The organism is Chitinophaga niastensis (assembly GCF_003014755.1).
Taxonomy (GTDB): domain Bacteria; phylum Bacteroidota; class Bacteroidia; order Chitinophagales; family Chitinophagaceae; genus Chitinophaga; species Chitinophaga niastensis.
Window position 1 is genome coordinate 154,646 of record NZ_PYAW01000004.1, and the last position, 26,621, is coordinate 181,266.

At 41.3% G+C, this 26,621-nt stretch carries 23 protein-coding genes, 1 tRNA gene and 1 pseudogene; 11 read left to right on the plus strand and 14 right to left on the minus strand.

What is annotated here, in order from left to right:
- Window positions 1-41: 41 nt before the first annotated feature.
- A complete protein-coding gene (locus CLV51_RS19510) occupies window positions 42-1,844 on the minus strand; it encodes a DUF4082 domain-containing protein (RefSeq protein ID WP_106529763.1) in 1,803 nt (600 codons plus the stop codon).
- A 422-nt stretch (window positions 1,845-2,266) separates the two neighbouring features.
- Between CLV51_RS19510 and CLV51_RS19515 the strand changes: the two genes are divergently transcribed.
- The gene (locus tag CLV51_RS19515) at window positions 2,267-3,709 is read left to right on the plus strand and encodes an MFS transporter (protein ID WP_106529764.1); all 1,443 of its coding nucleotides are present in this window, start codon (window positions 2,267-2,269) and stop codon (window positions 3,707-3,709) included.
- A 67-nt stretch (window positions 3,710-3,776) separates the two neighbouring features.
- Here CLV51_RS19515 and CLV51_RS19520 read toward each other — a convergent pair whose 3' ends face one another.
- Window positions 3,777-4,103 carry a c-type cytochrome gene (locus tag CLV51_RS19520; protein WP_106529765.1) on the minus strand — a complete coding sequence of 109 codons (327 nt, stop codon included), beginning with the start codon at window positions 4,101-4,103 and terminating at the stop codon, window positions 3,777-3,779.
- Between the two features lie 242 nt (window positions 4,104-4,345).
- On the opposite strand from CLV51_RS19520, the gene CLV51_RS19525 reads away from it, so the two are divergent.
- Window positions 4,346-5,320: a gliding motility protein GldB-related protein gene (locus CLV51_RS19525; RefSeq protein WP_106529766.1), complete on the plus strand. Its 975-nt coding sequence runs from the start codon at window positions 4,346-4,348 to the stop codon at window positions 5,318-5,320.
- Here CLV51_RS19525 and CLV51_RS19530 read toward each other — a convergent pair.
- The 4 genes from CLV51_RS19530 to CLV51_RS19545 form a co-directional block, all read right to left on the minus strand.
- Window positions 5,317-5,970, minus strand: coding sequence for a GNAT family N-acetyltransferase (locus tag CLV51_RS19530; RefSeq protein WP_106529767.1), 654 nt, complete (start codon window positions 5,968-5,970; stop codon window positions 5,317-5,319). The two genes, CLV51_RS19525 and CLV51_RS19530, sit on opposite strands and share 4 nt — an antisense overlap.
- A 76-nt stretch (window positions 5,971-6,046) precedes the next feature.
- Window positions 6,047-6,898 carry a class I SAM-dependent methyltransferase gene (locus CLV51_RS19535; protein ID WP_106529768.1) on the minus strand — a complete coding sequence of 284 codons (852 nt, stop codon included), beginning with the start codon at window positions 6,896-6,898 and terminating at the stop codon, window positions 6,047-6,049.
- Window positions 6,899-7,025: 127 nt separating this feature from the next.
- Window positions 7,026-7,820: an AraC family transcriptional regulator gene (locus CLV51_RS19540; protein WP_106529769.1), complete on the minus strand. Its 795-nt coding sequence runs from the start codon at window positions 7,818-7,820 to the stop codon at window positions 7,026-7,028.
- 150 nt (window positions 7,821-7,970) lie between these two features.
- On the minus strand, window positions 7,971-8,855 hold the full coding sequence (locus CLV51_RS19545; RefSeq protein WP_106529770.1) for a PhzF family phenazine biosynthesis protein: 885 nt from the start codon (window positions 8,853-8,855) through the stop codon (window positions 7,971-7,973).
- A 114-nt stretch (window positions 8,856-8,969) separates the two neighbouring features.
- Between CLV51_RS19545 and CLV51_RS19550 the strand changes: the two genes are divergently transcribed.
- From CLV51_RS19550 to CLV51_RS19560, 3 genes are all read left to right on the plus strand, one after another.
- A complete protein-coding gene (locus tag CLV51_RS19550; RefSeq protein ID WP_106529771.1) occupies window positions 8,970-9,332 on the plus strand; it encodes a winged helix-turn-helix transcriptional regulator in 363 nt (120 codons plus the stop codon).
- A 90-nt stretch (window positions 9,333-9,422) separates the two neighbouring features.
- Window positions 9,423-9,773 (plus strand): VOC family protein, encoded by a 351-nt coding sequence (locus CLV51_RS19555; RefSeq protein WP_106530062.1) that lies wholly within the window; start codon window positions 9,423-9,425, stop codon window positions 9,771-9,773.
- A 227-nt stretch (window positions 9,774-10,000) separates the two neighbouring features.
- Complete coding sequence (locus CLV51_RS19560; protein WP_106529772.1) at window positions 10,001-10,501, plus strand: hypothetical protein; 501 nt, start codon at window positions 10,001-10,003, stop codon at window positions 10,499-10,501.
- 119 nt (window positions 10,502-10,620) lie between these two features.
- Here CLV51_RS19560 and CLV51_RS19565 read toward each other — a convergent pair whose 3' ends face one another.
- From CLV51_RS19565 to CLV51_RS29925, 3 genes and pseudogenes are all read right to left on the minus strand, one after another.
- Entirely contained in the window at window positions 10,621-10,956 is a 336-nt protein-coding gene (locus tag CLV51_RS19565; protein ID WP_106529773.1) for a hypothetical protein, read from the minus strand.
- Between the two features lie 578 nt (window positions 10,957-11,534).
- Window positions 11,535-12,482: a lipase family protein gene (locus CLV51_RS19575; protein WP_158267075.1), complete on the minus strand. Its 948-nt coding sequence runs from the start codon at window positions 12,480-12,482 to the stop codon at window positions 11,535-11,537.
- A gap of 348 nt (window positions 12,483-12,830) precedes the next feature.
- Window positions 12,831-13,043: pseudogene (locus CLV51_RS29925) on the minus strand (GIY-YIG nuclease family protein); the annotation flags it as partial.
- A gap of 278 nt (window positions 13,044-13,321) precedes the next feature.
- Between CLV51_RS29925 and CLV51_RS19585 the strand changes: the two are divergent.
- On the plus strand, window positions 13,322-13,876 hold the full coding sequence (locus tag CLV51_RS19585; RefSeq protein ID WP_106529776.1) for a dihydrofolate reductase family protein: 555 nt from the start codon (window positions 13,322-13,324) through the stop codon (window positions 13,874-13,876).
- Between the two features lie 215 nt (window positions 13,877-14,091).
- Here the strand turns inward: CLV51_RS19585 and CLV51_RS19590 are convergent, their stop codons facing one another.
- Window positions 14,092-14,490, minus strand: coding sequence for a nuclear transport factor 2 family protein (locus CLV51_RS19590; protein ID WP_106529777.1), 399 nt, complete (start codon window positions 14,488-14,490; stop codon window positions 14,092-14,094).
- Between the two features lie 777 nt (window positions 14,491-15,267).
- On the opposite strand from CLV51_RS19590, the gene CLV51_RS19595 reads away from it, so the two are divergent.
- Complete coding sequence (locus tag CLV51_RS19595; protein WP_106529778.1) at window positions 15,268-16,992, plus strand: caspase family protein; 1,725 nt, start codon at window positions 15,268-15,270, stop codon at window positions 16,990-16,992.
- Between the two features lies 1 nt (window position 16,993).
- Entirely contained in the window at window positions 16,994-17,875 is an 882-nt protein-coding gene (locus CLV51_RS19600) for a lipase family protein (RefSeq protein WP_106529779.1), read from the plus strand.
- Between the two features lie 93 nt (window positions 17,876-17,968).
- Here the strand turns inward: CLV51_RS19600 and CLV51_RS19605 are convergent, their stop codons facing one another.
- Complete coding sequence (locus CLV51_RS19605; RefSeq protein WP_106529780.1) at window positions 17,969-19,585, minus strand: hypothetical protein; 1,617 nt, start codon at window positions 19,583-19,585, stop codon at window positions 17,969-17,971.
- A 680-nt stretch (window positions 19,586-20,265) separates the two neighbouring features.
- On the opposite strand from CLV51_RS19605, the gene CLV51_RS19615 reads away from it, so the two are divergent.
- Window positions 20,266-21,354: a hypothetical protein gene (locus tag CLV51_RS19615; protein ID WP_106529782.1), complete on the plus strand. Its 1,089-nt coding sequence runs from the start codon at window positions 20,266-20,268 to the stop codon at window positions 21,352-21,354.
- 1,354 nt (window positions 21,355-22,708) lie between these two features.
- On the opposite strand, the gene CLV51_RS19635 is transcribed toward CLV51_RS19615, so the two are convergent.
- From CLV51_RS19635 to CLV51_RS19645, 3 genes are all read right to left on the minus strand, one after another.
- The gene (locus CLV51_RS19635; RefSeq protein ID WP_106529786.1) at window positions 22,709-24,349 is read right to left on the minus strand and encodes an AAA family ATPase; all 1,641 of its coding nucleotides are present in this window, start codon (window positions 24,347-24,349) and stop codon (window positions 22,709-22,711) included.
- Between the two features lie 92 nt (window positions 24,350-24,441).
- Window positions 24,442-24,515, minus strand: a tRNA-Pro gene (locus CLV51_RS19640).
- A gap of 87 nt (window positions 24,516-24,602) precedes the next feature.
- Window positions 24,603-24,767, minus strand: a complete 165-nt coding sequence (locus tag CLV51_RS19645; protein ID WP_106530063.1) for a phosphatidate cytidylyltransferase — start codon at window positions 24,765-24,767, stop codon at window positions 24,603-24,605.
- Window positions 24,768-24,872: 105 nt separating this feature from the next.
- Between CLV51_RS19645 and CLV51_RS19650 the strand changes: the two genes are divergently transcribed.
- Both CLV51_RS19650 and CLV51_RS19655 read left to right on the plus strand, forming a co-directional pair.
- The gene (locus CLV51_RS19650; protein WP_106529787.1) at window positions 24,873-25,484 is read left to right on the plus strand and encodes an RNA polymerase sigma factor; all 612 of its coding nucleotides are present in this window, start codon (window positions 24,873-24,875) and stop codon (window positions 25,482-25,484) included.
- A gap of 67 nt (window positions 25,485-25,551) precedes the next feature.
- Entirely contained in the window at window positions 25,552-26,586 is a 1,035-nt protein-coding gene (locus CLV51_RS19655) for a FecR family protein (protein ID WP_106529788.1), read from the plus strand.
- Window positions 26,587-26,621 lie beyond the last annotated feature (35 nt).

The following is a 26,621-nucleotide window of genomic DNA, read 5'->3' on the forward strand; positions in this document are numbered from 1 at the left end:
TGTAAAGCCTGGTGAAGGATGCTTTATTCAACCGGATCCTGTCAGTAATCAGATGAAGCCGTTACGTTATTTGGTAAAAGAAACTGATTTGCATAGGGACCATCAACCCAACGATTGTCGGACCAGCTATTGCCTCCCGTTTTATAGTTGGGGATGGTCTGACTGGTATTAGTATATACAGCCGGGGAATAGTCCTTGTCCGGAGCGCCTAACGTCCATTTCCAGCGATTGCCGGTGACTGACATATTGGTAACCGGCACACCCAGGGGCGCATGAAGTCCAATGCCGGTGCTATCGAGGATAATGTAGTTATCCTTTACGGTTATATGATCGTATCCCGAATAACCGGCTTGCGATCCGTCCGTGTACATGGCTATCAGTCCGGAGAAAGAGCCATCCGGATCGGGCGCATTAAACTGGAAGTGATTCCGGGAGAAGTTCAGGTAACTTTGTCCGCCCCAGGTCTGAATACCATCCACATGTTCACCTGTGAAACTCGGGTCGGGCGTTATCCAGGATTCGGTCACCGTGATATTGTCCGCGTACACATTCTCCAATCCGCTGTTCGGGAAATAACAGCGGTGGACGATGGCCTCGGCAGGTTGTTCTCCATCTTTACGGCCGTTGGTATTAAAGGCTGTGAGTTGGCTGTAAAGGGTAGCTCCGCCACCTCCGTCACCGATCGGATTACGATAGATAATACTGCCTTTGCAACCCCGTAGAACCAGCCAGCCGGAATAAACGGTGATCTGGGAAGTGATATCCGCCGCTTGCAGGACAACCGTACCTTGCGGGAACCAGAAGCCATCGATCGTCTCTCCGCCTGCGGCTAGAGTCCGTGCCAGGTTACCCCATCCAGCAAGAGCGGTTCCATAAAAAGATCCCCCGGGAACCGTGGTAAAGGAACTGATGGATATCCCTGCAGGTCCTACCATCGAAGTGGTTAGCTGCGAACCTTGCGTAACAGTTCCCGGATTTATGGTAAGAAAGTCAGCAAGATTACTGGCGGCTGACCGGTTGCCAAAAGCGTCCCTGGCCTTCACATAAAAGCTATACGCACCTGCCGCATTTAAATGGGTGACTGAAAGGGTGGTGGCAGCAGTCGTGTCTATGAGGATACCATTGCGGTATACCTCGTAGCCGGTAACACCTATATTATCGGTAGAAGCCGTCCAGCTTAGGATGGCGCTATTGCTGGTGATGCTTGTTGCCGTCAGGCTGCCGGGAACAGAGGGAGGGATCGGGTCATTTGCAGTAGGAACAAAGACGATATCCCGGAAATAATTGGTGCCATTATAGGAACTGTTTGGGAAACTGCCTGGCGTATAAATATATACGCCGTTGTTATCCGCGATGCTGCTCAGTGGGCCGTTGTTGATGACAGAGGCCAGCCCATGAGAGGTAGACGCATAATGGCTGACTGAATTGACTGAAACAACGAATGTCGTATCAGCGCCAATATTATAAGCCGTATCCAATGTGACGAACTGCCAACCTGTGTCTGTTTCGGAGGTAAAAACAGCGCTTTTCAACAGGGTGCCGCTGACAGACCAGAGATGCCCCGTATGGGTACCTGTTTCTCCGGCAACTTTATAGTAGCTGAGCTGTGTTATTTTCCCGGCGGTAATGGACTTGAACTTCATTCCCAATTCCACCGCAACATCGGCTTGATTAAACGTTGGAAGCTGTGTAGTCAAAACAGCATATGAGCCGCTGGCAAGCGTGGAGGCTTGTACCGGATGCCCGCCGTACAAAAGCAAATCTCTTCTGCAACCGATCAGCCAGGAGCCAATGAACAGGATGGCAACAGTGGTTTTGATAATAAGACCATTGGTCTTTTTCATAAATGAAACTTTTAAAATTAAAGAATAGGGCCGATTAATAGGATAGTTACCAAAAGTCAATGCGTCATTTATTTTACCTGACGCATTGATATCGTTATCAATTGAATTTTATTTAATTAAGTCATATTCTTTGTATCTGCGCACTGTTTTATACTGGCCACTAAAAGAATATTGCATGGCGAAAATAGTTAATGCGTTACAGACTGCCAAATTACATCACCTGGTATGATCTTGTACCATCAAGGGTTTGAAGCTGCCTTTACTAATTACAAAAAAGATGGTCAGCCCCGTATTATTCACCAGCGTCATTTAGGCAAAAATTCAAATAAGTCCTATTCAACTTCATTTTTGTCCTGGCATTCAGATGACTACTCAATTTACTTTTGTAGTGTAAAAAAATATTTTAAATGTAATCGGCAAAAATGGAAACTATAGACGATAAAGTTATTACCAAAAAATTGGAACATACTTCCTCAGTACGGTGGGTGCTTGCCTGCCTTTCTCTTTCCATGTTGCTATCCTCGTTAGGTACCAGCATTGCCAATGTTGCGCTACCGACACTAGTACAGGAGTTCAATGCCTCCTTCCAGGAAATCCAATGGATTGTGCTTGCCTATCTTCTTGCTATTACTACTTTGATCGTTAGCGTTGGAAGGCTTGGCGATATCATAGGCCGCAGGCGGTTGCTGCTGTCCGGACTCTTTTTGTTTACAGCGGCTTCAGTTTTATGTGGTGTGGCATCCTCGCTTTCGTTGCTGATAGCCTTTCGTGCGATGCAGGGTCTTGGCGCTGCTATTATGATGGCGCTTTCTCTTGCGTTTGTTAGTGAAACGGTACCGAAGGAAAAATTCGGTCGTGCTATGGGACTACTGGGAACAACGTCCGCAATTGGTACCGCTATCGGCCCATCCCTCGGTGGTGTTTTGATTGCCGGACTGAGTTGGAGGGCAATCTTTCTTATCAACATACCGATAGGTGTCCTAACCTTTTTTCTTGTCAGTCATTATCTGCCTGTTGATCGACAGCGGACGAAAGTTGAACGGGTTGGCTTTGACAATGCAGGCACGCTGTTACTCGCTTTAACGCTCGCGGCTTATGCGCTTGCTATGACGATTGGACGCGGCCATTACGGCAAATTGAACGTTGTTTTGCTCTTGGTCGCTATTTTTGGGGTCGCACTATTTGTATTGGCTGAGCGAAAAGTAGCCTCTCCATTAATCCGATTATCAGCGTTCCGCAATCCGGTGTTGAGTGCCAGTCTGGTCATGAGCGCATTAGTCTCGACAGTGATGATGGCGACGTTGGTGATCGGGCCTTTCTACCTCTCTCGTTCGCTGGGACTCAAACAGTCGCTTGTTGGAATAATTATGTCGGTTGGTCCAATTATCTCCATAGTTAGCGGTGTCCCGGCCGGTCGTATTGTTGATCGTTTGGGTGCACCATTAGTGGTCATCATCGGACTCATTGAAATGGCTGTTGGTTCATTTGCGCTATCCGCTTTTTCAGGGATGTTAGGTATTGCTGGTTATATTGCTGCCATCGCCGTTTTGACTCCTGGTTATCAATTGTTCCAGGCAGCCAACAACACTTCGGTCATGATGGATGTCCTCCCCAACCAACGGGGTGTTATATCTGGCATACTTAATCTGTCGCGCAATCTTGGACTTATAACCGGTGCATCTGTTATGGGTGCGGTATTTTCTCTTGCATCCGGAACAAATGAAATTACATCAGCCCAACCGGAGGCCATTGCAACTGGTATGCGGATTACATTCGCTGTTGCCGGGACGCTCATTGTGTTTGCGCTGGCCATTGCGGTTGTAATTCGTAGATTGACTATGTGCAAACTTCCTTCAGCGTTTTAATGATCAGTATCTGTAAAGCCGGGTGATCATGGTTGTTCCGGAGAAGGGCCGGTGTGTCACCGATTGTTTAATGCTGTCTGAAACTTTTTACATAATCGGCCAGCACCGCCAGTTCTTCTCCGGAGAACCTGTTTTTAAATGAGGGCATATTGCCTTTCCCCTCACGTATCTGCTGCACAATGGCAGCTGTTTCCAGTTTACTTATCTGCAGGTTTTTGGCGCCAAACATACCTTTGGTGCCATCGTTTCCATGGCACATCCTGCAGGTTTTCCTGTATAGGACATCACCTGTTACAGGTGGCTGTCCTGAAATGGCCTTAAAACTACTCCCGGTAACCAGGAGCATAACGATGAAAAAGGCGGGTATAACTGCTTTGCTGAACTTGTTTTTCATGATTTGTTTTTTGTTTGATAAAGCAAAAGAACAACAGTTATGTTCCGGGAAATAGAACAAAACCGACAAGGGAGTCTGCCCCAATATTTCTGCGGCCGGGAAACCGGTAGGGGGATTTCGTACATTAAAGAAAGAAAAAAAGATCGGGTAGATATTTAATTTTTTTTATTTTACATGGATGTCCCCTGTGCCAAAGGATCAGTTACAACCAAAGATAATAGACAAAAAAATAGCTTAAATAAATGAGAAGGAACACCGGTTTTCTACACAAGAACATCCCTGTATATTTTATTGCATTCATTTACTTTCTTACAAGTTCTTATGTTGTTAACGGACAAAATGCTCCCAACGTTTTGACCACTGATATTGACAATTTTTGGATCGCTTTTGATAGCATTCAAACAATAAAAGAAAAGGACAAACAAATTGAATTAATGAAGTCGTTGTACACTGATAAAGGAACTTATGGATTGAAAAAATTTATGGAACTTAGAAAGTTTGATGCTACCAAACTTGTGGAAAGTATCAATAAATACCCTAAGTTCTGGGGATCAATAAGAGGTAACACTTTAAAAATAAAACCGAAGATACCAGCTATTGAAACGTACATTAAGGAATTCAATATTTTATACCCGGACTTCCGGGCGGCAAAGATTGTTTTCACCATTAGCGCTATTCGTGCCGCTGGTACCACAAAGGATTCGCTGGTATTAATTGGTTCGGAAATCGCAATGGGTAATAAAAATACAGATGTATCAGAATTTCCGGACAAAAGATTGGAAAACTTCTTTAAATCGCAAAGCTCAGACAATATCATTCCTATTGTTATTCACGAGTATGTACACACGCAACAAAAAGCAGACGGTAAAATACTTTTAGGGCAAGCAATTTTTGAAGGAGCCTGCGATTTTATTGCAGAACTGGTACTCAAAGAACCATTAACCCATTCTTATCTTAAATATGGAAGGAAACATGAAAAGAAGTTGAAGCAACAATTCAAAAAGGAGATGCTTGGTGAAGATTATTCTAACTGGTTGTATAATGGTGCAGGTTCAAAGACAATGGGTGATCTGGGATATTTTATGGGTTATGCTATCTGCAGGTCATATTATCGCCATGCCGACAATAAGAGCAGGGCGATAAAAGATATCATTGGCTTAAATTATTCAGACCAACCGGCAATTATGCAATTCTTAGCGGAATCAAAATATTATTAAAAATTGTTGGTTCCAGGAATCACTACAGAAGTATACGGTGAATATAATGTCCAGCCCAGCGTTTCATATAAAGTTTTACCTGCTGCTGTTGCTACCAGTACACCTTTTGTTTTACCCCTGGAAATTGCAATGTTTTCAAGTGTGTTCACAATAATTGTTGCCAGCCCCTTGCGGCGGTGGAGGGAATCAGTTGCTATACGATCATAGATTACAAAGTCATCAACAAAAACGATACGACCTATAGCAGCTATATCTCCACTATTTGTAAGCACTTTTACTACAGTAACAGGTATATCGTCTTTCACTTCTAATATGTATTCGCCGGTTAAATTGATGCGCTTTGGTAACATAGGTTTGAAACAAGTCATCATAAAGCCAGGTGGTTGTATGACCCATCGGGATGGTAAAATATTTTTAATAATATCCGGATGTGCACACACCTTAAGAAAAACCCACGGTTCAACAATAGTATTCGCCAAATTTGTAAATTCATTAGTGAAATTCGGGAAAACATAACGAACCTTTTGTTGTGGCCATCCTACATCAATCCTGAATCCGCTGCCGTTTTTAACAGGCGGTGATAACTCACGGGATAAAGACCAACCTTTCATCCACTTTTCAACAATATATTGGCTAATATTAGATTGCATATAAAATTAATCGGTAAAACTGTCTCTATAAATTTAATATAATAGCCGGCGAGTTCGGTTAGTCTGAATTTGTTGTCTATGTAGTCGCTACCAAAAATTCTTCTCCGCTTGCAGGACTAAGGTTATCTGTCCTGCCAACAAAATAGCGTTTGGCAAGACCCGATATAATCTCCACCTCTTTAAAACCAGCCTCACGTGCCAGCGCCAGCATATCTTCCGGGGTAAAAAAGCTGATGAAAGACGTGCCGGCTGCCTGAGCGCCTTTTTCTGCTATCTGTTGCAAAGGTCTGTCTTCCATTTCCATGAGTTCCAATGGTAAATAAAATGTCATAGCAAGTTTTGAACCTGGTGCAAGCGTTGCAATCTGGCGTAGGGTAGCAAACACCGCGTCTTTTGTAAGATACAGGCTAACGCCTGTGCAAGCCACAACAGCAGGTTTGTTGGTATCAAAACCTGCATTTATTAATTGCTCCCACCAGGAAGAAATTTCAAAATTAACAGCAACAAAATGCAGCCACTTTGGAATATCAAAGCCAAGTTCAATTAATCGTTGTTGTTTCCAGGATTGGGTATCAGGTTGGTCAATTTCAAATAGCTGTAATTGAGCAGCAATCTCTGGTCTGCGTTGAGCAAAAGTATCAAGTCCTGCACCAAGAATGACATATTGATGGATACCATGTTCATGCTGTTCTATCACTAAATCTTCAATGAAACGGGCACGGGCTACAATTGATGCCCGAAGGCGTTTTGTGAAACCCGGGTTCATGTCAGGACGTTGCCGCCATTCACTATCAGGTGCTATCAGTTTAAACCCAATTTCGTCTTCAATAATATGTGGTAATGCGTCAATCTGAGCGTGCATAGCTCTCCATAAAGCTACCCGTACAGCAGTATTGTCTGGTGCTGCAATTTTTTTATTTTGTTCCATATTATATAGTTTGATCGGCTTATTATATCAATAATTAGAAAAATTACTTTATTGAATGCAAGCTAATATGTGGCAAAATTAAACACTGCAGATTTGAGAAAATTGTAAAAAACCGACAAGGCCTTTTTTATGATTGCCATTCAGGAAATCCAGGCATCCGTTCAATGGATTTGCGCAGGTAAATGCCCGGGCTTACGCCCGAAAAAAGTTTAAAATCGCGGATAAAATGAGATTGGTCAAAGTAGTCAAGCGAATGTGCAATCTCTGTGAGCGAACGAAGTTTGCCTTGTCGCAAAAGCGCTACCGATGTTTGGAAACGACAGATGCGGGCATACAAAATTGGCGTAATGCCAATATGCGTAAGAAAGAGACGTTCCAGCGAACGCTCCGATAAATTGAGGTCATGCAACACACGAGACAGCCTTTTGCCCTGTTGTAGTGCAACTACGGCATAACCCAGTTTTTTGTTTTCGTCTTCATGACGGTGCGCTTGCTCCAGCAGGAACGTAAAAAGACAAGCAGCCTGTTGTTGCGCGGAACTACAATTGAGTAGCTGTTCACTTAAAGATGTTTTAGCAAGGTGACTGATACAAGTATTTTGATCGGTCAACTCATTTGCGTTTAAACCAAACACCGACTTAAGTGCTGTCGGCTGAAAGTTTACGCCAATAGTGCGAAAACTGCCGCTGCCATGCAATTGCCCATACTTCCTCGCCTGACCGAAAACAAACAATTGTGGTAATCGTTCGCCCCCGAAACCAGTGAACACCTCCCGGTTCTCCTGGAAAATAAGCCCTGGGAAACCATTACACATTACGGTGAAGGTCTTTTGCGATACATCATCAGTTTGGTTCTCCAACGTCCAGAAGTAACGAACATGATTTTTCAGCGATGGGGGAGGTGCAATTATCTGGTAATTCATTTTCTATTAGTTATTGTAAAGACAGTAACCTGTAAAATTACCACTAACGAACAGGGCATTGCCTTGTATCAAAGATAAATATTTGCAGACTAGTTTTTCTATTCTCTTAAATAGACCAATCACTTTTCAACAAAATTTTTTCGCACATATTTATAAATAAATCTGTCCTTCCATTACAATTGTAGAGGAACCGCTAACCCAGATTCCATTTTCGACTACCTTAACGCGAATGGTGGATGGGTGTTCCACATATTTCCCTTGCAGGATCAGGAAATTCTGGTCTTTTTTGATATAGCCAAGCATTTCAAGATATCCAGCCAGTGGCCCGGCAGCAGTACCTGTAGCCGGATCTTCATCAATGCCCATTCCGGGATTAAAAAATCTTGTTTCGGCCAGGTATTTTTCACTTGAACTTTTTGTTGTAAATAAATAGCAGCCTTCAAAACCAAATTTTTCTGATATTTCTTTCAATAAATATTTATGCGAAATGGCTTTTTCAAGAGATGCTAAATCTTTTACGGGTACCATTAAATGCGGAACCTCTGTTTGCACAATATTGATTGGCCAATCATTTAGCGTAAGATCATCGATGCTTAATCCAACTGCTTCGGAAATCATATCGATTGGGACAGTTCTGATTACTTCGGCCTGTCTTTGCTTCATGGCAACATAAGGCAATCCATTCTCTTCGGTAATGTTTAGCGGTATCTTTGTGTCCTTTATGAGTACCCAGGGCTGTTCGCCTTGATTTTTAAAAATATCCCACTTTTTTAATAATGCAAGGCAAACTGCACCAAGCAGGTTGTGCCCGGCGCCGGCAACTTCAAATTTTGCAGGAGTGAATGACCTCACTTTGAAAACGTTTTGTTCCGTTGAATAATTCACGAAAGAAGTTTCTGAGTAGCCGAATTCACGGGAAATATCATGATACTGTTCGATAGTAAGTTCGTTTTCGATATACACTACAGAGAGCTGATTACCCTTATATCGCTGGTCTGTAAATACGTCTAATACGTAGTAATCAAGTTTTTTCATTTGTTTTTTTTGATTTACTGATTAGTAATTGCTCAAAATTAGAACCAAATAGTTTACTTTAGTTATCGGTTAACTAATGGTAACTAGTAACCTTTTGTTAACAGGTCAGTAAAAATGAGAGATAACAAAAGACAAGAAGCAACCTGCGAACAAGAGTTAAATGCCATTCGCGACAGCCTGGAGGTATTGGGTGGGAAATGGAAATTAAGGATTATGCGTCATCTGAATAATCACATTAATGAAACCAATACATTCAAAAAAATCCAGCGTGGTATTGAGGACATATCTGCAAAAATGCTGTCGAAGGAACTACAGGATCTGGAGATCAACCTGCTTGTTTCCCGTACAGTGATGAATACAAAACCAATTACCGTGCGGTACGCCATAACAGCATACGGGCAGAGCGTTTTCCCGGTTACGGAAAGCCTGGTTAACTGGGGATTAAATCATCGCCAAAAGATAAAGCAAAAGGATTAAGTTTCTGAAACACGAGGGTGATATCATTGTAGGAAGAGGAAATGGATGGGCTGGAAACCTAACACACCTCCAATCACAACTCAACATTTTATGATTACAGGGACGCATACAGTTTTGTACAGTCTGAACCCGGAAGCCGACAGAAACTTCCTTTTAAAAGTTCTTAATCTGACCAACGTTGACGTTGGACACGGATGGCTCATCTTTGGTCTGCCTCCATCAGAAATAGCAGTTCATCCTGCGGAAACCAATACACCAAGCGAGCTATTCTTATTGTGTGACGACATCCAACATTTCATTCAGCAAATGACTGATGTGAAGATTCATTGCGATCCGGTTCAAAATCAAAGATGGGGGTATCTAACTTATTTGACGCTGCCCGGTGGAGGAAAACTTGGAGTCTATGAGCCTCTTCACCCAAGACCAGTTCCAATGCCATAAATACCAATAAGCTTAACATTCGTTCACCCCATCCTCCTTTGGAGGATCAAACCGGATGGTGCTTCAAGGGATGACATGTATTGCCCCAAAGTACGCTTTAACTCCCTGTGACAGCACAAGGATGACACAAGGAAAGCACCGGAACACCTGTTTGTTGGTGAATTTTAATAAAAGGGTTAAATTTATAAAGGAAGCATTTGTTATTTATAGCCCTGAAATCATATCCCATGGCAAGGCTCCGTGATAATTTCCCATTTACAGGTACTATTTCCGGTTGCTGCATTTATAAAATGGCAGATAAACATTATTTACGGGCAAAGAGTTCTCTTACTGGCAAGCGGGTGAAAAAAGATCCGGCCTTCCATAAAACCATGGAAAATGCCGGGCTATTTGGAGTTGCATCAAAGATGGCTTCAGTGGTATACCGGCAACTACAGAAAAAGGATAAGGCACACACCTTATACAGGCAACTAATTGGTAAAGCACTATGCTTATTACGTGATGGAAAAGACCGCGAAGCTATCTTTGTTATACTACAGGAAACATGTTTGCGGGTAGCTGTCAAGGTTGCCGTAACACCAGTACGCAGACGGGTTGTTCTCCCTAATAGATTACCGCCGATATGGCGATGTCCGGGGGCGCATAAGAAGAAACAACCGGCATTTATTCACGGTTTCTCATCAGTAGTACAAGCGTGTTATCATTATAAGAATGAAAAATTAGAGTAATCAAAAAATTTATTTGACAACAATTAATCACTGATTTACGCAAGTACTCTTATTAAGCATATTTTTTTGCTGTGGTAAATAGTAGCTATTACAGTTATATAAAAGTTTTAATGTTCAAATTAGGGATTCCAATAAGCACCTACCAGATTACCTTCATATCTCATAGCCCTCCCTCTGTATTGTAATGTGGTATTTCTGGTCAAATTCGTCCATTCTATATGGTATATGCTACCCTGTTTCGTTATAGTTAACTGTGCTGTATCATCTCCATTATTAGATTCGAGCCAGGAGGTTCGATATGTTCCTTCAAATGGATCATCTGTAATCTCACTATTGGGAGTCCTTTTGCAAGATTCAGTGTAAGAGGTGTCTTCTGTATGTTCAAGGTATTTTGAGGTTAGACATCCATCACCTTCATTTCTGAATGTAAATGCACCAATAAATTCTTTACTCATGGATGGAGTTTTAATTAAGCTATGAATATATTGAAGATACTTATAGTACGATTGAGTTGTATTTAGTTTTGAAACATCTATCTGTTTTATTATTATAGATTAATCAGGAAATAGTAAGTCCCAATTGTATTTTGAGAGCGCCCATATTGTTGTTCCTATGGCCATGAACTATTAGGTCTAACAGTAAATAATATTTTGAATAATATCCTAGTTGTAATTTATTCTTGAATTGCAGCATTTTCATCCCTGTCAAAAACATCCCATTTGTTCTGATACAATTTTTTAGCTTTTAATCTTTTGCAATCTAAATAGGCTCTTTTCTCTCCCTGTTTAGGAATAAAAACTGGGAAACTGTTCAAGATGGAGTTTACGAAGATATTGAGAAAGCGGTTACGCTTTTGCCGGATCAATACAAAAGAGTAGAAGCAAATTGGCATTCTTTATTGCAGCAGATATCTTTTTGGGATTTAGCTAAATGGATAGCCTGGTTTATCCTATTGGTAACAAGTAAAACTGCTTCCTGAAACTGGGGAACCGGCGGCTAAATTTATTATCATTTTGCCGTCGGTCCCCTTTTATTAGCTTTTGGCCCTACAAGTACCACCTCCGGCGTTTATGATATTGGGGTTATCATTTCCATTGAGTTTCTCAAGTAGATACAGATAAACCGGTAGCTGGTGTGCGCATCCGAAGGCGGTGCTTACATTTTTATTATTTGTTGAATCAATCTGGTAGCCCTTAGCGACCTGGGTATAAATGTTAGCACCGTTTTCGTACCACTGCGGAAGGTCTGGAACAACATCCGGCTTATTATATACCCGGTAGCTTTCAGTTATGTTCTTGTTGAACGTCCCGGTAAAGGTGCTATCGCCTGTCATTGGCGACGCGTAAGTATACACGCAAAGATCTATATCTTTACCCTGTCCGACAGAGACAGCTGCAGCATAATAGGTAATCAACGCGGCTCCCAGGCTATGACCTGTAAGCATTGTTTGTACGTTTGCGGCATCTTTCATAATAGCTACCGGATTGGCTGCAACAGTTTTTAACGAGATAGGCTTAATTGGATTAGCAGAGCCGGCCGGCAATATGATTTGGCCTGATTCATAAACATTGTAAAAGCCGGATGGTACTGATGGGTTGCTACTAAACTCTTTAAAGGGGGTTGGAACGAAATAGTTGTCTGCGATGGTTTCAAAAGAGCTTTCCGTACCACGGATGGCGATCACATATTCCTTGGAGCTGTTATGCTGTGCTATAAAACCGAAATAGACCGGGGTCTTATTCTCCATCATCTGTACATTGTACAATACCTGGTAATTTGTCAAAAAGTCCTTGTCTATCAATAGCTGGTAGGTATTATCGTTATAGATATCTGCATACGCCTTCATTGAAGGATTTTGTTGTGTTGCCGTATCTTTTTTCTTTACTGCCTGTTTGTAAATAATGTCTGCCAGGTTGACAAACTTGGCGCACTTAACAGCCTCTGACAGGGAAATGGATAAAGGTTTTACTTGAGCGTCCATAGAGAAATGGTTTTGAGGGTGAAGAATAAATTTATTATTGAGGTATAATAAATGCATACTACTCATGTAAGGACTGCAAACTAATTTTTTTTTCTTATCCAACGAAATAATTTTCCAATCATGTATCAAAACACACCTTCATTATATCCAGCTTGATCCCTGCGGTTTTAACTGTAGCAAACACTGATTGAGTTATATTCAGCATGCACCCTATTATTAGTTCGAATAAAACAGAGAAAATAAAAAAAACATAAACCCTTTCTGATAAATAATTTCAAGGATTTAAAAAATAAATCCGGGTGGCAGGATTACAACCTGCGACCTTGCCGCTTACAGCGGTACGCGATATCATAACACGATGCCATGACCCAATAACCAACGCGATATGCCTCGTTTTTTAATTTGTTTCTCCAAATGGAGCGCCTCTTGTCTGGCTCCACATGGTATTACTTGAATGAGCCGCCATGGCACTCCATACCGCGTGCTTGTCGTAGATCTTGAATTGTGCTTATTTAACCGGGTAGAAACATTGGTTGTTTCTCCTACATAGTAACGTTCTGTACTACTGCTTTGAGGATATAAACATCATGAGGCATAACAAACAAAATTTACTAAAAATAAAGAAGCCTACTCGTTTCTGAGTAGGCTTCTTTCTCTAAAAAGACCTGGCTGTACAATTTTCGAACCATTTTTTTACTGACTTTGCCGCAACCACACCCTAACAATGTCGTATTCAGCCCTTTTATTAAAGCGAAGCGTTTTTTATCTTTATAGTCAAAAATCCTGAAAAATGATCAGCATCACCTGAGCCGAAAGAAATTAAAACTAAAAGCAATCCAATGAGAAAGTTAATCTACGCAATCAACCTTACCATAGATGGTTGCTTCGACCATACTAAAGTGATTGGCGATGAAGCAATGCTTGAATATTGGACGCACGTCTTGCGGGAAGCCGACCTGCTCGTTTATGGGCGCATCACCTATCAATTGATGGTTCCTTATTGGCCTGATGTCGCAAAAAACCATTCTATGGCAAAAGCAGAGAACGATTTTGCTGACACATTTGATTCCCTCGACAAAGTTGTTTTCTCCCGATCGTTAGAGAGGGCTGAAGATAAAAAAACGAGAATTGTTCGTACGGATCTTCAAGACGAAATACTCAAATTGAAACAACAAGAAGGCAGGGATATTTTACTCGGTGGCGTGGCCCTCCCTTCGCAACTGATAGCGCTGGGCCTGGTCGATGAATTTCTTTTTGTTATACATCCAGTCATTGCAGGAGAAGGGAAACGGTTGATGGAAGGCATTGACCTTCAGGAAAGATTACAATTAAGACTAGTTGAGTCAAAGATTCTTAAATCAGGATGTGTGGCGCTTCGTTACTTGAAACAGTGAGAGAAAAATCTGCGACAGGAGCGATATTAGATTTTCGTATTATGTCTGGCGATGAGAATTCGTCAATAAATGCAAACAAAAAAGCTGTCCGAGATATGTTCGAACAGCTTCTAAAGCTGGATAGAAATGCATTCAATTTATATGTTTTTACAAAATGAGCACTCGAATGGAATTGGATTAAGGGTTGTATTAGTACCCCTAAAGCTGATAGCTTTTTACCTAACGAACTCTCGCAGCGGCTCCTGTCGATAGGAAACCTTATCCACGATCAGCCATTTTCCGTCTAATTTTATCAGGTTAAATCGATCAATGAACCGAAAGGTGGCAAAAGTCAATTGCACGTGGGCTGACCCGGTATCTCCGTCCCAGGTATATGAAAGAAGTTCGGGTTGACATTCCTGTAATGTTGCTTGGGCAACCAGGTCCAGGTATTGCGGCAGTGTCCACTGAATCAACTTTCCCTCTATGATGGTCCTGATGTACGCATCGGAGTGAAAGGCCCCCCGGAGCCTTTCGATGTCTTTTATCGGACGCCCTTGAAGATAATCGTTAAGAGTAAGTTGGATCAAATGCTTTTCCTCTTCTACTCCGACTTTGCTTGTTACAGTTTCCATGGTTTTTTGTCACAAATCTACTTATATTGTTTTCAAACCTCCAAATGTACATTCGGAAAAAAATGGCTGTTTAAGTGTTTTACCTGCAGTAGATAAGCTTAATCACGATCCGTATATATCATCATATCATTGGTCATCACCAGCAAAACAAAACCCGCAGCAATAGCTGCGGGTTTCTTTTCATTTGTCGGGACGACAACCCGACGCCCTGATATCGTAATTGTCTGAATTTCAATATCTTGTGTCAATAACTTTAAACCTACTCACTGTTTTACTCTGGCCACTAAAAGAACGTTACAGGGCGAAAGTAATTAATATGTGAGAATCTTCCAAATGGTATCAATTTATATGATCTTGGACGAAAAAAAGTATTATTGTTTCAGGATATTGAATTTTATATATCTCTTTCCGATCAGCTTTGACCATAGGTATTTTAGAATTATATTGGAAGATTAGGCTCTCATTATTTTGTCATCTATTTCTTTAAGTGCTATTATTTTGAAGATGATTCGATGTTGGCCGATCAACCATTATCAGAGGCTGAATATAGCGGAGATGATATTATTCCGTCAGAAGAATTTGAAATTATTTGGAATCAACAAAAATAGATGCTGGAAGGTACCCGGCAAGAAGACGTTTACACCCGGAACCGGTAGCCTTTAAAAATTATTGATAAAATGCCTAACTTCATTGGCTATACGCAGACAGGGCTTATATGAGGAATCAGGACAGCCCTGAATTGGTGATTTGTTTTTAAAGGCGATTTAGATCCAGGTTATGAATAAATGTGCAGTTATTATAGGCGTCAATGAGGTCAGGCAGCTTCCACCGCTTACAGCGGCTGTGCAGGGAGCTAAGGATTTTAACGTCTGGGCGGTAGGGCAGGGATATACAACCACCCTGATTACAGATGAGAATGGGCCTGTTACCTTGTCTGCTGTCAGCGAGGTGGTCAGTCTCTATGTGGAAGCAGAGGTTTATGATCAGCTGTTGATATTTTTCTCTGGTCACGGCGCCTGGAAGTCGGTTGGTACGGAGCTTTGGCTACTCTCTGATGCCACACGTAATGCCGCGGAGGCGATTGGCCTCAACGCATCCGCCTGGTCTGCGGAAAATGGCAATATCCCGCATGTAGTATTTATCGGCGATGCATGCAGAACAAACAACAGCGACCCGCTTTTGAGCCGCGTTCATGGGAGTGATATTTTTCCTAATGTTGCTGGGCTTAGTATACCGCCTGAAGTAGACAGATTTCATGCGGCGAAGGTGCTCAGTCCCGCTTATGAGAGAACTGTGAGGGGAGAGGATGCTAAGTCATTTGGATTATATACCCGGTGTGTACTGAATGGCTTAAGTGGGAATGTATCTGAGATTCTTCAGCCTTATAGGGAGGATGGAGGCAGAACCCAGATTCTACTTCCCAGAGCATTAAAAACTTATCTTGAAGAAATAGTTCCGCTGGAAGTGAGTAAATATACCAGTGAACACACACAGCAACCAGTTGCCCACGTACAGTCTGCCTATCCTAAATATCTGGCCAGATTTAGAGGAGAGGATGATACAGAAATGTTCCCGCCCCAGACAGTCGCAGACAAGGAGATACCATATAACAGGGAAGGACCGAGGAATCGGTCCGGAATGGAAGGAGTATTTATTGGTGGAAACCTGGAACGTTATGTAGATCATCGCTTGTATAAAACGCTGGATAGCTATCTGGACGATAGCAGGGCACCTTTCCTGCAACTTTTTATGGATCGTGAAGGAGGGGTAATTATTGATGGCACGGACGATGTTAAAGTTAAACCAGATTGGCCCGTGGGTTACTTGTTTAGGGAAGGAAAGATCACTTTTGTGGAGGTGCCTCCGTATTACCCCTATTCTTTTCTGCTCCTGCGACTTGGAAATGGTAACAGCGTTCCAGTAACCATATTGCCGGAATTTGTAGCCATTGTGCTTTTGAAGGATGAGCAGGTAATTAACATTAGGTATGAACCCACTCGTAATAGTCACAGGTATAATGAAGGAATGGAGCGGCGGCCGGTCATAGTGGAAAAAAGAGCGCTGATCGCCACTGCCATGCAGTTTGGAGACTTTAAAATCACCGGAAGTGCGCCCGAAGTGATTAGGCAGGCGGGTTTTATACGCTATGACAAGGCGTTTGATCCGACATTAGGGTTGTATGCCAGTTATGCCTATGCGCAACAAGGAAGGTGGGAAGATATCAACTCGGTTTATGAGTACATGAGTAGGGAACCAGAGCCGGTCCTTTTTGATGTGACGTTGTTAAATTTTCTGGCCAGAATCAGGGGACGGGAGAAATCACGGTTTAACAACCAGAGAGGAGCCATTGGGCCGTTGTTAACGCAAGGATGGTCCTATTTTCCTATCAACTTTTCTTATTTTCCCGGGAAGTACAGAACATTGATTCGCTGTTTGGTGCCGGGGCTGTGGACAACATTTACTGAGCAAGGTGCCCGCTTTATTTCAAAAGGTTTACGATAGTATGGCAACAATAATATTTATACATGGAAGAGGGCAGCAGGGACGTGACCCCGTGGAATTGGAACAGGAGTGGAGAGTTGCATTGGAAGTGGGACTTAAAAAGATAGATGCAGTGCTGCCTGCCGGAACCAGGATCGTGTTTCCTTATTACGGAAATATTCTACATGAAAAGACAAAAGGGCCCGAAGATACTCTGGAAAGGCTAATTGAAAAAGGCGAAGCATCAGATGCAGGGATGTATTTTCTGCGTGATATGCTACAGGAACTATTGCAAAATGCGGGGATTACGAATGCGCAGATTCAGCAAAATTATCCTGATGGACTTACTGAAAGGGGCTTTCAGAACTGGAAATGGGTAATTGCAATGGTCAAAACTGTCGATAAGATCCCCGGGCTACGGGACTTTATGCTTGATCTGGCGACATCAGATGTATATCAGTATCTGGCACTGCCGCATATCCGGGAGGCTATTGATAAGTTAGTGGCTGGCCATATTGATAGTGACCCTTGTGTAGTCGTAGCTCACTCCCTGGGTACTGTAGTGGCCTATAATGTCCTCCATGAGATACCTTCTGCCAAAGTAGATGGCCTAATCACGCTGGGGTCCCCGCTAGGTATTCGTGCAGTGAAAAAGTTTTTGAATAAGCCGTTAAAGATGCCTTCCTGCATTTGTAACTTATGGTTTAATGCACTTGACAACAAAGATATCGTCGCCCTAAACCCCTTAACCAAGCATTATTTTCCTATTACCCCGGGGATTATTAATAAAACAAACTTGGTTAACACTACATCCAATCACCACAGTATCGAAGGGTACCTGAGTAATCCGGAGGTGGCTAAGGCAATTTATCATAGCTATTTAAAACTCCATTCAGAATATTGAATTGCGCGCATTTAATGAACTTATTGACATGTTTGAGATTTCGTGATAATTCCTTATTATAATAGTGGCTGGGATTTGTTTGGCAGCCGCTAATCATAGAATTTTGAATGACTCGGGATGGACACCAAAAGAAGTCTCAAAGTTACTGCACGCCCAATTCTTCATTTCTTCTTTTGTATATTTTGAAGAAAGCCACTGATAATCGAAAGTAAATGGCCCTTCTGTTATGATCCATTCTCTGACCATGGTGTAAACAGAATTCCAGGTGAAAAATTCATTTAGTGTATTATCTAGCAGTTCAGCAGTATGTTGTTTGCTGGCCGAAGGATAGATATCTCCATTTTCATCATCGATAAATAATGCATTATGCTTTTCAAACAAGTTGTATGCCTCCTTCAGGGTTATTTGATTTTGTGGTAGTTCAAACAGATGCATTCCTGGCCAGCAAAAGAACTGTGGATATTTGACTTTATCTTCCTGAAACTTTAGAAACTTGGAAAAAAAGAGCCTGATAGGTAGATTGGATGATGTGTACTGGTAGTTCCTTTCCTCCTCAAGTAATTTTTTAATACTCGGTTCTTTATCTATCCAGTTTAAGATATATGCGGCGCTTTCGTAAGGAGAAAAGCAACCGATGGAGCGGGCGAGTTTTTCGCTATGGAAGATATATTCTTCTTTTGAGAAGTGCTGAATTGCTTTTTTTACATCCTTATGGTTATCTCTGATCATCTTGCACACTAGGGCAAAGCGAAAGCCCGGATCATTTGTTAGGATGAAAGATTCATGATAAGTAAGATCAAAAGGAAAGCCATCAGTTGGATTGATAGCAAGGTCGCATATTAACAGGAATAGCCCAACAAGGGGATCATCTGGTTTTACGGGGAATGGTTCGCCCAGTATATTGAGGAAAAGATTAAAGGCATCCACATATATTCCCGAAAGCAGACCAGCCTTGTTGAAGTCATTAAAATCTAATGTACCTGCGTTTGCCAGGTACAAATATTGTAACTGGGAGAATCTGGCCTGTCCTTCAAATATTGACCTTGTACCTAATGGTGGAATCGTATTGGATGAGCCGTAGTAAAAGCTTTCAACTTTGGCTTCCTTTAGTTTTTTGAATCCGTGTTCCCACTCCCTGATATTGGGTAAGAATGATAATTCCGGGTCAAATGTTGCCGCCAGTGTCCAAATGGAAGCACTCCACATCATATTATAGGAGTGTCCCCAACATTCAAAATAGGGATTGGTAGCGTATTTATTGATCTGGGTGGGTTCAAATGCTATTTGGCCAGCAAATTCTATATCATGCCAGTAATTAATGATGCTGTTGACGTTTTCATTTTGGTGTCCAAGTTGATCAAACTTTGCGATTGATTTAAAAGGGCCAAGTGTATTCAAAACATCTTTGAGTAGGGAATTTATAATATGGCCTTGGGCAGGAAACTTCAAACTGGATATTAATCCAAAGTTTGAACCGACATGTTGCCACCAATGAATGGTTTCATGTAAATAGGTAGAATAAGCCTGAATTTGGGTAGAAGTGATATCTCTTGATGAATTAGCTCCTGGTTGTACCTTACTTAATTCAAGGTGAATATCTTTTCTTAATCTTAACACAAATTGCATAGGGTTATAGCTGCCTTTTAATCCAGACAGCAACTCACCGGCATTTTCTGAGGTTAGCAACAAATCAGGGTTTAATGATATCATTTTTATTAGTAAGTGGGTTTATTTATAAAGATACTAAAACCAGCGCTTAATTTTTTTTCAACTATAAGCGGCAAATTCCAGGATGAATGATAATATCTACGTGAAGGTTATGTTCAGTTCCCTCACAAGGGCGGCCAAGATCCAATTATATAAGGAAGTAATCGGGGGAACATTTGATCAACTTATTATTTGTAATGCTGGAGCAACCGGGCAAGAGAAAATTAGAATTCCTCCATTCGTTGTCTGGAGATTAATTATCCGGTTTTTTAGTCTTGGTTTGTAATCTTCGCCTGTAAATTTTTGCCAGTACCAGTCACTTGCAAAGGTGAGTTATTTTTCGCGTAAATAATTCCTCAGAGGGATTTTTTCAACTATAGCATTGCGCATCTTGCTGCCATCTACGACGCAGAGTTCCTGTGTGATGAAATCATATACTTGTATGGCTGGAGATGAGGAACCTGGCAGTACAATAGGGAACCTCATTGACTGGCTGTTTTTACATGTCCCCCTTTCCACTTTTTTAACCATTTTATTGCGTTGAAGCCGTCGCTAGCAAATAGCAAATCAATTGGGAGGGAGCCGAGAGATACCTGTTTCTGTGCAGGTCCTTTTTACCTAATAAATACTATCTTTAGTTAATCACAATCCCAAAAGTTTCACAATCCCATTTAATCAGCCACATGAAAATCATTGACCTTCTCACTTCCACATTGGATGTATCGTTGCCGATTGTCAGTATGTCTTTTGGTATGTATGGTGCAATGACAGATACTAAACCGAAGGATGGTAAGCTTACCCCACAAGGCAGAATCGCCATTACGGGAATCGTATTAGCAGGGATATTTACCCTGGTCATTAAAGTCGGAGGGCTTTATCAAAAGATAGAGGTGCAAAACCAGGAAAAAATACAAGCCGCTCATATAGCTGATAGTTTAAGACAGCGTGATTCGCTGGAACAGGCTTTTAAAACACGGCTGGATATTAGCTTGCATCGTTCGGCAACATTAATAGGGCATTTAAGTGAACAAACGGATATCTCAATAAACCGGATGCAGGGTCTTGCCAAAGAGCAACAAAAGCTGGTCACTAATTCCATCCGCACGATAGAGCCATTGCAGCCTTTACGTATCTGTATCCGGTATACCCTGAATTCGGAACTACCGGAAGTAAAGGCTTATTTTGACCAGCTCATTGCGGGAAAGGCAAGCTTGATGTCTTCTCCTCCATCTGGGACAATCGTGAGCTCGCAGCTCGGCCACCCGGCAGAACCGGATCGGATGGAAATTAGGAAAATCGAAAACCCATACTTTCCTAAATTTGTTCAATTACGGAATGATTATGCGCTTCATATTACCGGAAGTCCGATCAACCTCGATCAGATAACTACGCTGCAATCCTTCAAAATCCGTTTAGACCCAAACAAACTTTTAGACCATCCGGAACTCCAGGATAAAATCAATAATTTTAATGCCGATGTGGACTTTAGGAAGAAAACGGTAACCATCATCTATTCAACAGATGTTTTTGCCTCTTTTGCGGATGGCCCCAAAAGCATGTTCAGCATCTATGACCTAGCAGGACATTATTTATCAGTACTTGGAAGCTTTCAAAAGGGGTATACTTTAAACGATGTCAGTTTTTATACTGGTGGCCGGTACTGGCATTTAACGAGGTTTGCCTTTGCCTCCGGAAATTATAAGGAACATGCCAATGCTACGCAAACATATAGATACTATACCCGAAAAATTACCGCCATTGAAATTAAATAGTCGAGGGTAGGTAAGCCTGACTCTGTCCATTGATTAAGCATTTAGGAGGCTTTGAACCATGTTTTAGAAATGAGGCAAAATGAGTATATTCAATTAGTGAATTTTAAAAGCAGTTTCAAAGAATTTGGAAGCTATTGTGGCATTATGAAAAATTACTGACAAAACACCCATGCCGTTAAGTTAAGGCAAATATGGGTGTTTTAACGGTTGCGGTAGGCATTCACAATGATTACATTGTGGGCTATCTGTGATTCCCTGATTGGAACCTGTATATTCGTGACTATAAATAATAGCCATTATGAAAAAAATCCTTTTACTCGTCTTCCTGATTACAATAACCATTTTCAGTCAGGCACAACGTAGGCATTATGGCGGGGGCCACCATACTACCAGCCATGGAGGTCACTTTGCTGGAGGTTCAGGTTCTTCCCACCGTGGTGGGCATTATAGGAATTCAAGTAGTTATAATAGATATGGTACTCACAAGGGCAGCAGAAGGTATTAACTCGAATTACATGGACATTATAGCTTAACGACATGGGTGTTTTAACTCTTTTATATTGAATATTTAAGTATTACATTTAGAGTATTATGGCAATTATTTTTTCTGCTGTAACACTTATACAAAAGATAGTTGAATCGAATAGGGGTCTCAGGAAACAGCTAACCGATATACTTGAAAAAATTACCAGTATCAATATTGAATCAGAAAAAGCTAAAGCGAACAGTGTTGGCTTCCCGGCAAATTATCAAGGATTATTAAACGATCAACAACGATTTTTTGTACGGCAAGCCGCATACCTAGCTAAATAAATCAGTAGATATGTAAGTCCTTATGAATGGAATATGGTTGCATGAGGATGGGTTACGATCGATGAAATAGAGGCGGCAGAAGAATGCTTTGAGAGAGCTATAAAGCGGTCTAAATCAGATGTTGACAAAGGTTTAACACTTAGGTCATTTGCGGGTCTTTTAACTGATGAGCGAAAATTTGAATTAGCAAATGAATATTATCAGAAAGCAATGGCCGCTTTCAAAGGAAACGCCGATCGAATGATATATTATAGGGTAATTATCTATGAACGATGGGCACAGATTTTCCCAAAGCAAGATGTAGAATATACAAATAAAATTGATCAGGTAATTAGGGAATGGAGCGGTCATTCTAATAAAAATAGGTCCGAAACTGAAATAAAAAGGGTTCGGGACACTTTGGTGGCTGCGGCTACTTAATTCAAAAGCTTTTTGGTCTGAAGGTTATATCCAATGTCAATGAAATAGCTGCTGCTGTTTAATTAGCTTCATCTTTATCTCTTCTGCCTGATTACGTTACGTAGGGCGATAAAGAGTGCTGTCAGGTATGCTCCTGATTTTTCAGAATTTCCTCGATTTTTTCCTTAAACCATTGCGTCTTTACCAGATCCTTAATGAAGTAACTGAATTTCTGTAAGTAAGCTTTATTGTAATGGCTTTTTATACTATAAAAAGGATAAAAAGTTTCCAGGTCATTGCTTTGTAAACCTTCAGTAATGGTATCAATACTCTTACTCTTTTTTACACCTTCCTCTTTTAATTCAGGATATGACTGACGTGCCACCTGTATGTCAGCAACAATTGGGATCAACTTTTTATTCTTTTGATCTACAATCTCCTGGATATACGCCGCCTTATCAAAGCCGATCCAATTTAATTCTGCAATATTATCCGGGTGGTAAATGTAATTTTCAAAAGCGTAATACTTTAGAATTTTAAGATTGGGGAATCTCTTTTGAATACTTACTATTTCTTCATCTGTGAGATAATCGCGATCTCTTAATCCCAATTTATTAGGATCTTCCTTTATTGTCATGAATACCTCACGACTATTTTGTGCAGGTAGAAAAAGGAAGCCATCTTCCCCTAAAGCCAGGTTGTAATGCTGGTCATTTTGATTTTCTACAGTAACCAGCCTATATCCTTTTAGTACATTTTTTATAATTTCTTTAGGCAATGCCACTTCATACACCTCCATTTTATCCTTGGGTTCTGGCAAAATGATTTGTGGAATGTCAAAATTCAGCAAATCCAGATCGATAAGTGCAGCATTTTCTGCATTCCTGGCAAAATCAATGAATCCTAATGCATGTGATGCCGTCCAGAGTTGCGAATTCTCCGGAACCCAGCCATTAGTAATTTCATTCAATAATCTGACTTGTAAGGAAGTGTTTAAATGGCAATCCATTTCGTCTATAAAGATGATCGCGTCTTCATAGAATGGTTTCCTTACAATAAAATTTAAAAGAAGTATCACTACCTGTTTTTCACCATGACTTAATAAATCATAGCTAATTCGTGATTCTCCTTTCTGAAATATTAATTGACCACTGCTTTGCGCGGTTGGATTCTGAAATGCAGCAATCTGAATAGTAGTGGTAGTATCACCACCTAAAATATTAATTAAAGATGTATTTAGCGGATCAATATAATCTTGGAAAATCTTCAACGTATCTGCGGATTCTCCTCTGAAAACTGGTGCCCTTAAAGCATTGTCAATTTCTTGTATGTAAAGATTTACATCGCTCGTAAAGCGTTCATCTGCATCAATAAAAGTAAGTGGACCGTCAGTATTATTCCTGGCAAAATCGAGATTAACCTGATTAGTTACTCTTGGCACAATCCGAATACTACTCCTACCAGTAAATTTTGATATTTTATTTCTTGAGCTATCACTAGATCTTCTTGATTTATCTACTATGCTAATTGAATTGCCATCGGAAAAATTAATACTAACTTCAGGCTTAAGGTTATTTTTTGCATAATAGTTTTCTAATGGAATAGGGCTATATGCATCATCCCGAAATTGCTTAACAACATAATCAAACGCATCAAAAACAGACGATTTGCCAGAACCATTTGAGCCAATTAATAATACCAACTTTGCTTCTTCTGGAATTCCGTCAATGGTTAAGTCTGTAAATCGCTTAAAGTTCTTAAGTTCAAGTTTAGTAATACGCATAATCCAAAAATAACTTATTTCATCCAACGATGGGTTGTTCTATGGTCCATATAAATAAAAAAAGCCATCTTACAATAAGATGGCTTTTTCAGTCGGGACGACAAGATTCGAACTTGCGACCTCTTGCACCCCATGCAAGCGCGCTACCGGGCTGCGCTACGTCCCGAATTACCGGTATATGTTTTCATTGATGGGATGCAAAAGTAGGTAATTATTTCTTTTTTCAAAATTTCTCGCAGCTTTTCTTTTAAAACTAATCCCGCTTCCCGCCACGTGTTGCCAAAAATATGATCAGGCCTACTATAACTACGATAAAGATTCCGGTCCATATACCAGCCTTGAAGATCCCGGCAATAATTGCACAACTACTCATGGAGAAAATAAGAAAAGATAACAACAGGTAAGTAAGGTGTTTCATAATGTGTTTTTTTATTACATAACCGATTCTGTACATCCGCACCAAAAAAAAATATTTGCAAGTATCAAAATAAATGACAAGCTTTAGTATTCAACCAACATATGTATGAATACAGGGAAAGCCTTCCAATCAGGCTTACACGTGGTAGCTTCCCATTCCTCACTTTGGGGACGCTTTTTACAGGGCGATCGCCATGCTTTTGCCGAAATATACGATGCACACATCGATGATCTCTTCCATTATGGGATGCACTTTTGCCAGGATAATGAAAGGGTGAAAGATTGTCTGCAGGACCTGTTCCAGGATCTTTGGATAACCAGGGATCACCTGACTGCTAATATACAAAACATCCGCTATTACCTCATCAGTAGCCTGCGCAGACGCCTGTTGCGCTCTTTGCGGAAGGATCGCCGCTATCAGCACCGCGAATCATGGGAAGCCTTTGAATTCGAATTTACATCCCCCCTGGAAAGCCAGTTAATCCTCGAAGAAACTGCGGAAGAACAAAAACGCTTGCTGCAACAAGCCCTTAGCAGCTTATCCCGCCGTCAGCGGGAGGCCATTTACCTGCGCTTCTTCCAAAACCTCAGCTATACTGAAGTAGCAGAAATCATGTCTATGCAGGTAGATTCTGTATACAATACCATCTCCAAAGCCATCAGCATCCTTAAAAAGAATATCTCTCTGCCGCTACTGTTGCTACTCCTGAGCAAATAAAAATATTTTTTAAAAAAAGTGATGAGATTTTCCCCGCTACCTGCTCTTTAATAAAAAGCTCATACACTTGGCAGCCAGTAACTATTTATCATTCACAGCCAGGGAGTTTGCGCTGGATGAGGACTTCCAGCAATGGGTACTACATCCGGAGGAAAAAAATGTGTTCTGGGAAAAGTGGCTCCGACAGTACCCGGAAATGGAACCGGTCATCAACGATGCCAGGCAACTCGTACATAGTATCCGCTTCAGGTCTTACAGCCTGTCTGCTACGGATAAGGAACAACTGTGGGATGCTGTGTGGCATGGCCTGGGAGAAGAAGACGAGCCTGCAACAGTAATACCTGTTTCCCGGTGGAAAGATGCCTGGAAGTATGCAGCAGCCGTGCTGTTGGGGATACTGTTATCCGGCGGTTGGTGGTGGATGCAGCAAACGAATAATAAACCGGTCATCTTCAGCACCTATACCCGGTTAGGTGAAACCAAATCAATGTGGCTGCCCGATAGCTCAGAAGTAACACTCAACGCTAATTCACGTTTACTGTATACCGAAACGGATCATGGTAAAAGAGAAGTGTGGTTGGATGGAGAAGCTTTTTTTCACGTAAAACATAAAACGGCTCAACAAAAATTTATTGTTCATACCTACGACAAATTAAGTGTGGAAGTAATAGGTACACAGTTTAATGTAAACAGTACAGGCAAAGAAATTGTGGTAGTACTGCAGCAGGGGAGTATCCTCCTGGATATCGGCGAGCCCCGCAAAGGTAAAGCTGCTGAACTTTACCTGGAATCCGGGGAAATGGTACGCTATAATAAACAGGATGGAGATTATACCAAAAAAAGAGTAGATGCTGCCCGTTATACTTCCTGGCACTCAGGACGACTCATCATGGATGATTTTACACTGACAGATGCAGCAGCTTTTATGCAGCAGGTATTCGGCAAAACATTGATCGTTCGTGATACACAACTCCTACATTATAAGGTATCAGGGTCAATGCCTATCATCTATCAACCCGACATAATGATGATGCAGCTTGGAAAGGTTTTCCGTATGCAATTCAACCAAAGAGGCGACGAAATATGGATCCAGCAAAAATAAAGATCGCCACTTACCAGTATAGAAAGTTTCATTAT

Bases quoted from the DNA above. Each gene is read 5' to 3' on its own strand.
- CLV51_RS19590 (WP_106529777.1), bottom strand. From the start codon at position 14,490: ATGGAAACTGTAACAAGCAAAGTCGGAGTAGAAGAGGAAAAGCATTTG.
- CLV51_RS19555 (WP_106530062.1), top strand. From the start codon at position 9,423: ATGATTACAGGGACGCATACAGTTTTGTACAGTCTGAACCCGGAAGCC.
- CLV51_RS19540 (WP_106529769.1), bottom strand. From the start codon at position 7,820: ATGAATTACCAGATAATTGCACCTCCCCCATCGCTGAAAAATCATGTT.
- CLV51_RS19615 (WP_106529782.1), top strand. From the start codon at position 20,266: ATGAAAATCATTGACCTTCTCACTTCCACATTGGATGTATCGTTGCCG.
- CLV51_RS19530 (WP_106529767.1), bottom strand. From the start codon at position 5,970: ATGCAATCTAATATTAGCCAATATATTGTTGAAAAGTGGATGAAAGGT.
- CLV51_RS19545 (WP_106529770.1), bottom strand. From the start codon at position 8,855: ATGAAAAAACTTGATTACTACGTATTAGACGTATTTACAGACCAGCGA.
- CLV51_RS19595 (WP_106529778.1), top strand. From the start codon at position 15,268: ATGAATAAATGTGCAGTTATTATAGGCGTCAATGAGGTCAGGCAGCTT.
- CLV51_RS19585 (WP_106529776.1), top strand. From the start codon at position 13,322: ATGAGAAAGTTAATCTACGCAATCAACCTTACCATAGATGGTTGCTTC.
- CLV51_RS19535 (WP_106529768.1), bottom strand. From the start codon at position 6,898: ATGGAACAAAATAAAAAAATTGCAGCACCAGACAATACTGCTGTACGG.
- CLV51_RS19560 (WP_106529772.1), top strand. From the start codon at position 10,001: ATGGCAAGGCTCCGTGATAATTTCCCATTTACAGGTACTATTTCCGGT.
- CLV51_RS19650 (WP_106529787.1), top strand. From the start codon at position 24,873: ATGAATACAGGGAAAGCCTTCCAATCAGGCTTACACGTGGTAGCTTCC.
- CLV51_RS19565 (WP_106529773.1), bottom strand. From the start codon at position 10,956: ATGAGTAAAGAATTTATTGGTGCATTTACATTCAGAAATGAAGGTGAT.
- CLV51_RS19520 (WP_106529765.1), bottom strand. From the start codon at position 4,103: ATGAAAAACAAGTTCAGCAAAGCAGTTATACCCGCCTTTTTCATCGTT.
- CLV51_RS19515 (WP_106529764.1), top strand. From the start codon at position 2,267: ATGGAAACTATAGACGATAAAGTTATTACCAAAAAATTGGAACATACT.
- CLV51_RS19600 (WP_106529779.1), top strand. From the start codon at position 16,994: ATGGCAACAATAATATTTATACATGGAAGAGGGCAGCAGGGACGTGAC.
- CLV51_RS19605 (WP_106529780.1), bottom strand. From the start codon at position 19,585: ATGATATCATTAAACCCTGATTTGTTGCTAACCTCAGAAAATGCCGGT.
- CLV51_RS19645 (WP_106530063.1), bottom strand. From the start codon at position 24,767: ATGAAACACCTTACTTACCTGTTGTTATCTTTTCTTATTTTCTCCATG.
- CLV51_RS19550 (WP_106529771.1), top strand. From the start codon at position 8,970: ATGAGAGATAACAAAAGACAAGAAGCAACCTGCGAACAAGAGTTAAAT.
- CLV51_RS19575 (WP_158267075.1), bottom strand. From the start codon at position 12,482: ATGGACGCTCAAGTAAAACCTTTATCCATTTCCCTGTCAGAGGCTGTT.
- CLV51_RS19635 (WP_106529786.1), bottom strand. From the start codon at position 24,349: ATGCGTATTACTAAACTTGAACTTAAGAACTTTAAGCGATTTACAGAC.
- CLV51_RS19525 (WP_106529766.1), top strand. From the start codon at position 4,346: ATGAGAAGGAACACCGGTTTTCTACACAAGAACATCCCTGTATATTTT.
- CLV51_RS19510 (WP_106529763.1), bottom strand. From the start codon at position 1,844: ATGAAAAAGACCAATGGTCTTATTATCAAAACCACTGTTGCCATCCTG.